Annotated in this window: 4 protein-coding genes; all 4 read right to left on the reverse strand. The window is 74.9% G+C overall.

The window, feature by feature from the left end; genetic code table 11:
• Positions 1–291 precede the first annotated feature (291 nt).
• Complete coding sequence (gene atzF, locus ACFXGX_RS42765; protein WP_384803774.1) at positions 292–1,956, reverse strand: allophanate hydrolase; 1,665 nt, start codon at positions 1,954–1,956, stop codon at positions 292–294.
• A gap of 325 nt (positions 1,957–2,281) precedes the next feature.
• Positions 2,282–5,809 carry a 5-oxoprolinase/urea amidolyase family protein gene (locus ACFXGX_RS42770; RefSeq protein ID WP_384803777.1) on the reverse strand — a complete coding sequence of 1,176 codons (3,528 nt, stop codon included), beginning with the start codon at positions 5,807–5,809 and terminating at the stop codon, positions 2,282–2,284.
• On the reverse strand, positions 5,806–6,405 hold the full coding sequence (locus tag ACFXGX_RS42775) for an urea amidolyase associated protein UAAP2 (RefSeq protein ID WP_384803779.1): 600 nt from the start codon (positions 6,403–6,405) through the stop codon (positions 5,806–5,808). The genes ACFXGX_RS42770 and ACFXGX_RS42775 overlap by 4 nt, the downstream gene beginning before the upstream one ends.
• On the reverse strand, positions 6,402–6,866 hold a 465-nt coding region (locus tag ACFXGX_RS42780; RefSeq protein ID WP_384803782.1), incomplete at its 5' end, for a DUF1989 domain-containing protein. The genes ACFXGX_RS42775 and ACFXGX_RS42780, both read right to left, overlap by 4 nt.

Here is a 6,866-nt window from a genome sequence, read left to right on the forward strand (position 1 = left end):
GGGGGCGGGCCCCCCCCCCGCGCGGGGGGGGGGGCGGGGGGGGGGGGGGGGGGGGCGGCCCCCGCGGGGGGCCCCCCCCCCCCCCCCCGGCCGGGCCGGCTGGCCGACGACGGCCGGGCCGTCGCCGGGTCCGGGGCCTGAGCCCCGACCGGTGGCGGCCCGCACCCGCGCCAGAACCGCGGTGGGTCGGTGTCCGGCCGTCACCGGCCGCTCCCGGCTCCGGCGGGTGCGGCCGCCGTCGGCCGGGGTGTTCGGTTGCCGCCGGGCGATGTCCGACCCTGCGGGGTGCGGTCAGCCGGGCTGCCGGTCGTCCAGGTACGCGCGCCAGCCGCCGTACCGCGTGATGTCGGGGGCGTCCTTCAGCGCGTCGGGTTCGCAGAGGAAGCCGGTCACGTGGGTGCCGTCGGCGAGTTCGACGCTGCCGAGGGTCATCGGGCGGGGGAGTGCCGCCAGCAGGCGTCCGAGGCCCTCGGCGGGCAGGCTCCACACCTCGGCCTCGACGGCGGCGCCGCCCGCGCCGACGTGGACCAGCCCCGGCTTCGGCGGACTGGTCGCCAGGGCGTGCAGACGGTAGACGGCGGCGGTGGTCGTCGTGCGTTCGAGGCGGGCGCCCAGAGACAGCAACTGCGGGTTCAGCGGCCGGCCGGACAGATGCGCCCCCACCACGGCGAGGCGGGTCGCCGGTTCCAGGAGGCGGGCGATCCCTGCGAGCCGTTCGTCGGTGAACGCCGGGCCGATCAGCATCACCCCGAAGGGCTGTCCCGCGGCTGTCCGCCCGGCCGGGACGGCGACCGCGGCCAGGTCGAACAGATTCGTCGAGTTGGTGAAGCGGCCCAGCCGGGCGTTGGCGCCCAGCGGGTCGGCGGCGACCTCGGCGAGCGTGGGATGGCCGGGCGCGGTCGGCAGGAGCAGCGCGTCGGCGTCGGCCAGTTCCGCGAGGGCCCGGGCGCGCAGGGACGCCAGCCGCTCCTGGTCCGCGTAGAGCCGGTGGGCAGGGATGTCCCGCGCGCGGGTGATGATCCCGGCGACGGTGGGGTCGAGCCCGGCACCCCCTTCGGAGGTCTGCTTGTCGACAAAGCTCCCCACAGCCGTGTAGCGCTCGGCGACGAAGGCGCCCTCGTAGAGCATCGCGGCGGCCTCGGTGAACGGGGCGAGGTCGAGGGTGCGTACGTCCGCCCCCGCAGCGACGAGCGCGCGCACCGCCGCCTCGTAGGCCTCCGCCCAGCCCTCGTCCAGTTCGCCGAGTTGTGCCGTCGGCGGGACGGCGACGCGCCACGGGCCGGGCGCGCGCTGTGCCAGGGGCGGCAGTTCGCGTCCGGAGGGGGACGCGAGGCGGGCGAGGGCCTGTTCGGCCTCCGGGAGGGTGCGGGCGAACACGGTCACGCAGTCCAGGGAGGCGCAGGCCGGGACGACGCCGGTGGTCGGCACCAGGCCGTGGGTCGGCTTGAGGCCGACGATGCCGTTGAACGCGGCGGGCACGCGTCCCGAGCCGGCCGTGTCCGTGCCGAGCGCCAGGTCGACGATGCCGAGGGCCACGGCCACGGCCGATCCCGAGCTGGAGCCGCCGCTGATCCTTTCCGGGTCCAGGGCGCCCCGGACGGCGCCGTACGGCGAGCGGGTGCCGACCAAGCCGGTGGCGAACTGGTCCATGTTGGTGGTGCCGAGCACGACGGCTCCGGCCGCGCGGAGGCGGGCGACCGCGGGGGCGTCGGCCTCCGGGGTGTAGGCGTAGGCCGGGCATCCGGCGGTGGTGGGCAGGCCGGCCACGTCGATGTTGCCCTTCACGGCGAGGAGCCGGCCGGCGAGCGGGAGGTGTTCTCCGGCGGCGACCCGCTCGTCCACGGCACGGGCCTCGCGCTCGGCCTCCGCCCGGGGGCGCAGGCCGATCCAGATCTCGGGGCGGTCCACGGCCTCGATACGGGCGTACGCCATGCGGACTCGGGTGAGGGCGGACATCGGAACTCCTTGCGCTGGGAGGGTGTCCCGCCCCCTGCCCCCTGCCCCCCGCCCGCTGCCCGCTGCCCGCTGCCCGCTGCCCGGGGTCCGGGGTCCGGGGCCCGTGATGTGTCCTTGGACCGCCGGGTTTCCCTGCCCGGCGGATCAGGGCCCTGGGGAGGAGACCGGCCGGGTGCGGGCGGCGGAGGAGGGGGGCCCGCGGGCGGGCGGAGGGCAGGTCGTAGGGGACGAAGAGCTGGGTCGTACGGGCGGAGAGCAGGGGCGGGCGGCGGGCGGAGACGGCGGCGGGCGCGGCCCCGGCGCGACGCGGGCGGGGCGCGGGGAGTCAGGACGCGGACGGTTCCAGGGGCGCGAGCACGAGCAGGGCCGTGCCCGCCTCCACCTGGGCGCCCGGGCGGGTGAGGATCCGCTGGACCACGCCGTCGATCGGGGCGGGGACACGTGACTCCATCTTCATCGCTTCCAGCGCGAGCAACGGCTGCCCCGCCGTGACCCGTTCGCCCGGAGCCACGTTGAGCTGCCACACCGACGCGGCGAACTCGGCCTCGATCAGCCGGCCGCCCGCCGGGACCGTCACCTCGACCGACGGCGCCGGTGCGGCCCCCGCGTCCTCGGCCCGCGTGAACTCGCCCGCCGCCTCCCAGGCGTCCCGCTCGGCGGAGAAGGCGTCGCCCTGCCGGGACCGGAACTCCGCGACGGACTCGGCGTTCTCGGCGAGGAAGGCCTCGTACGCGGCGAGGGAGAACGTGCCCTCCTCCACGCGTGGCACGAAACGGCCGGAGACGATGTCGGCCCGCAGTTCGAGGAGTTCGTCCGCCTCCACCGGGTACCACTTGATCCGGTCGAAGAAGCGCAGCAGCCACGGAGAGCCGGGCTCGAACGCGCCGCGCTGCTGCCAGGGCGACCACACCTGGGTCGTACGGCCGACGAACTGGTAGCCGCCGGGGCCCTCCATGCCGTAGACGCAGAGGTAGGCGCCGCCGATGCCGACCGAGTTCTCGGCGGTCCAGGTGCGGGCCGGGTTGTACTTCGTGGTGACCAGACGATGGCGCGGGTCGAGCGGGGTGGCCACCGGCGCGCCGAGGTAGACGTCGCCCAGGCCGAGGACGAGGTACTCGGCGTCGAAGACGGTGCGGTAGACGTCGTCCACCGAGTCCAGGCCGTTGACCCGGCGGATGAACTCGATGTTCCAGGGGCACCAGGGGGCGTCGTCGCGGACACCGGCCATGTAGCGGGCGATGGCCTCGCGGGTGGCCGGGTCGTCCCAGGACAGCGGGAGATGGACGGTGCGGGAGGGGACGACGAGCCGGTCGCTCGGGGGCAGGGCGCGGACCGTGCGCCGTACGGCGTCCAGGAGTTCGCGCTGGGGCAGCCGGCGCGGGTCCGTCTGGATCTGCAGTGAGCGGATGCCCGGCGTGAGGTCGGTGACGCCGTCGAGATCCGCCTTGGTCACCTCCTCCATCAGCGCGTGGACCCGCATCCGCAGGGCGAGGTCCAGTTGCATGGGCCCGAACTCGACCAGCAGGTTGTCGTCGCCGCTGCGGCGGTACGTCACGTCGCCGTCGCGGGCGAGCACCCCGCCGTCGACGATCGCGGGCCGCGCCGAACCGTCGTCGGCCAGCGGAGCGAAGCGCACGGTGTCGCCGGGGCGGAGCTGGCCGAGCTTCCAGCGTTCCGTGCTGACGACGGTCGCCGGGCACACGAAGCCGCCGAGGGAGGGGCCGTCCGGGCCGAGCAGCACCGGCATGTCGCCGGTGTAGTCGACGGCGCCGACCGAGTAGGGGGTGTCGTGGATGTTGGAGGGGTGCAGGCCGGCCTCGCCGCCGTCGGCGCGGGCCCAGCGGGGCTTGGGCCCGACGAGCCGCACTCCGGTGCGGGCCGAGTTGAAGTGGACCTTCCAGTCGGCGGCGTAGAAGTCGTGGATGTCGTCCTCGGTGAAGAACTCCGGTGCCGCGTGCGGTCCTTCGAGGGCGCCGATCCGCCATGCGGCGGTGAAGCCGGGGCGCTCGGTGGGCGGCACGGGTGTCCCGCGTTCTGTGACCGTGCCGCCGTGCAGGACGTCGCCGGTGCGCAGGGCCCGGCCGCCGTGGCCGCCGAACCGGCCGAGCGTGAAGGTGGCGGCGCTGCCGAGGAAGGCGGGCACGTCCAGGCCGCCGCCCGCGAACAGTACGTAGGTGCGCAGACCGTGCCCGTCGGGCGCCCCCACCTCCAGCACCGCCCCGGCCGGCACGGTCACCGGCTCCCACCGGGCGACGGCGGACCCGTCCACGGTGACCGGCGCGGGTGCGCCCGTGACGCAGACCGTCGTGGCGTGCGAGAACCTCAACGCAGGTCCCCGCAGGGTGCATTCGAGTCCGGGCGCGCCCTCGGGGTTGCCGAGCGCGCGGTTGCCGAGCCGGAAGGAGAGGTCGTCCATCGGGCCGCACGGCGGTACCCCGACCTGCCAGTAGCCGGTGCGTCCCGGCCAGTCCTGCACGGTGGTGAGCGTGCCGCCGGACACGACCTCGACGCGCGGGGTGGGATCGCTCACGCCGGCCAGCGTGGCGGTGGAGTGCGCCGCCTTCCGGAAGGCCGGTTCGGCGAGCGCGGCCCGCACCAGGCCGAGGTTCGTCTCGATGCCGTCCACGCGGGTGGCGGCCAGTGCCTCGTCGAGGCGTTCCAGGGCCTCGGCCCGGTCCGCCCCGTGGGCGATGACCTTCGCGAGCATCGGGTCGTAGGAGGTGGTCACCTCGGTGCCGGTCTCGACCCAGCCGTCGACACGGACCCCGCCGGGGAACTCGACCCGGGTCAACAGGCCCGCGCTGGGCCGGTGTTCGCGCGAGGGGTCCTCGGCGTACACCCGTGCCTCGACGGCGTGGCCGCGCGGTGCTCCAGGTTCCCGTACGACATCGGACTCGCCCCGGGCCAGCCGCAGCATCCAGGCGACGAGGTCGACGCCGTAGATCTCCTCGGTGACCGGGTGTTCCACCTGGAGGCGGGTGTTGACCTCCAGGAAGTACGCCTCCTCGCGGGCGGCGTCGTAGACGAACTCGACGGTTCCGGCCGAGCGGTAGCCGACCGAGGCGCACAACTCGCGTGCGGCGGAGGCGAGCCGGTCGCGGACGTGGGAGGGCAGGCCGGGGGCGGGTGCCTCCTCCAGGACCTTCTGGTTGCGGCGCTGGAGCGAGCAGTCACGGTCGCCGAAGGTGACGACACGGCCCCGGCCGTCGCCGAAGACCTGCACCTCGACATGGCGGGCGTGTTCGACCAGGCGCTCCAGGAACACCCCGGCCGAGGAGAAGGAGGCCGCCGCGACGCGCTGCACCCGGTCCCAGGCCTCGGTCAGTTCCCCGGCGGAGCGACATGCCGACATGCCGATGCCGCCGCCACCGCCGGTGGCCTTGAGCATGACGGGGTAGCCGATGCGGCCGGCCGCCTCCAGGGCCTCGGGGAGACCGGGGAGCAGTCCCGTGCCCGGTGCCAGCGGTACCCCGGCGGCCTCGGCCGCCGCCCGCGCCGTGTGCTTGGCGCCGAACAGTTCGAGCTGCTCCGGTGCGGGCCCGACGAACACGATCCCGGCGTCCTCGCAGCGGCGGGCGAACGCCGCGTCCTCGGACAGGAAGCCGTATCCGGGGTGGATGGCCCCGGCCCCGGTGTCCTTGGCGGCCTTCAGGACCAGGTCGCCGTCGAGGTAGGACTCCTTGGCAGGGGCGGGGCCGAGCCGTACGGCCTGGTCGGCGAGGCGGACGTGGGGTGCGGCGCGGTCGGCGTCGGAGTACACGGCGACGGTGCGCAGGCCCAGTTCGCGGGCGGTGCGGATGATGCGGACGGCTATCTCGCCGCGGTTGGCGACCAGGAGGGTGTCGAAGCTCATGCGGAGTCCCCGATCGTCATCGCGACCGCGGTCGGCTCGAAGCCGTTGCACGGGTTGTTGATCTGGGGGCAGTTGGAGACCAGCACGATCACATCGCGGTCGGCGCGCAGGGTCAGCCGGCGTCCCGGGGCGGAGAGGCCGTCGACGATGCCGAGGGTGCCGTCCTTCTCGACGGGCACGTTCATGTACCAGTTGATGTTCGACACGAGATCGCGCTTGCCGAGGCCGTAACGGGCGCCCTCGGCGAGGAAGTTGTCCACGCAGGCGTGCTGGGACCAGGTGTGGTGGCCGTAGCGCAGGGTGTTCGACTCCTTGGAGCAGGCGCCGCCGACCGTGTCGTGCCGGCCGACCTCGTCCTCGGTGACGGTCATGAGCGGGGTGTGCTCGTTCGACATCAGCACGCTGCCGGTGGTCAGGAAGATGTTCCCCTGGGCCTGGATCGTGTCGGGCGCGCTGTAGCGGACGGAGGTGTCCGCGGCGTCGTACACCAGGAAGTCGACGGCCTGGTTGCCGTGCAGGTCGGTGACGGTGAGCGTCTGGCCGGCGCGCAGGAGCGCGGACCAGGCGGCGCGGGCCGGGACGGTGGCGTGCGTCATGCGAGCCCCCTCGTGGCAAGGAATTCGGCGGTGTTGAGGAAGGCGCGGCGGCCCTCGGGTGTGGCCTCCCACAGCGGGTCGCCCGCCGCGGTCGCCCGCGCGCGCCAGGCCAGCACCTCCAGGGGGGTGCTCGTGTAGGCGGGGCGCGGGTCGGCCGGGTGCGGCACGTTCGCGATCAGCACCGTGACGTCCTGCTCGGCGCGCAGTGTGACGGCGGCGCCGGGTCCGGCCGAGCCGGTGAAGTCCGGCGAGCCGTCGTCGCGTATCTCCACACCCTGGAAGAAGGAGAGCGAGGGCGGCAGATCGCGGGGCCCGAGCCCGTTCTTGGCGGCGGCCAGCTTGAACAGCTCGCGGCCGGCCGGTGACGCGGACTGCGGGGTTCCGTCCCCGTAGCGCCCGGTGTTGCGTACGAGTGTGGAGGTGCCGCACAGGGCGTCGTGGCGTCCGGAGGTGTCGGCGAC

Source organism: Streptomyces sp. NPDC059371 (assembly GCF_042751995.1).
GTDB lineage: Bacteria > Actinomycetota > Actinomycetes > Streptomycetales > Streptomycetaceae > Streptomyces.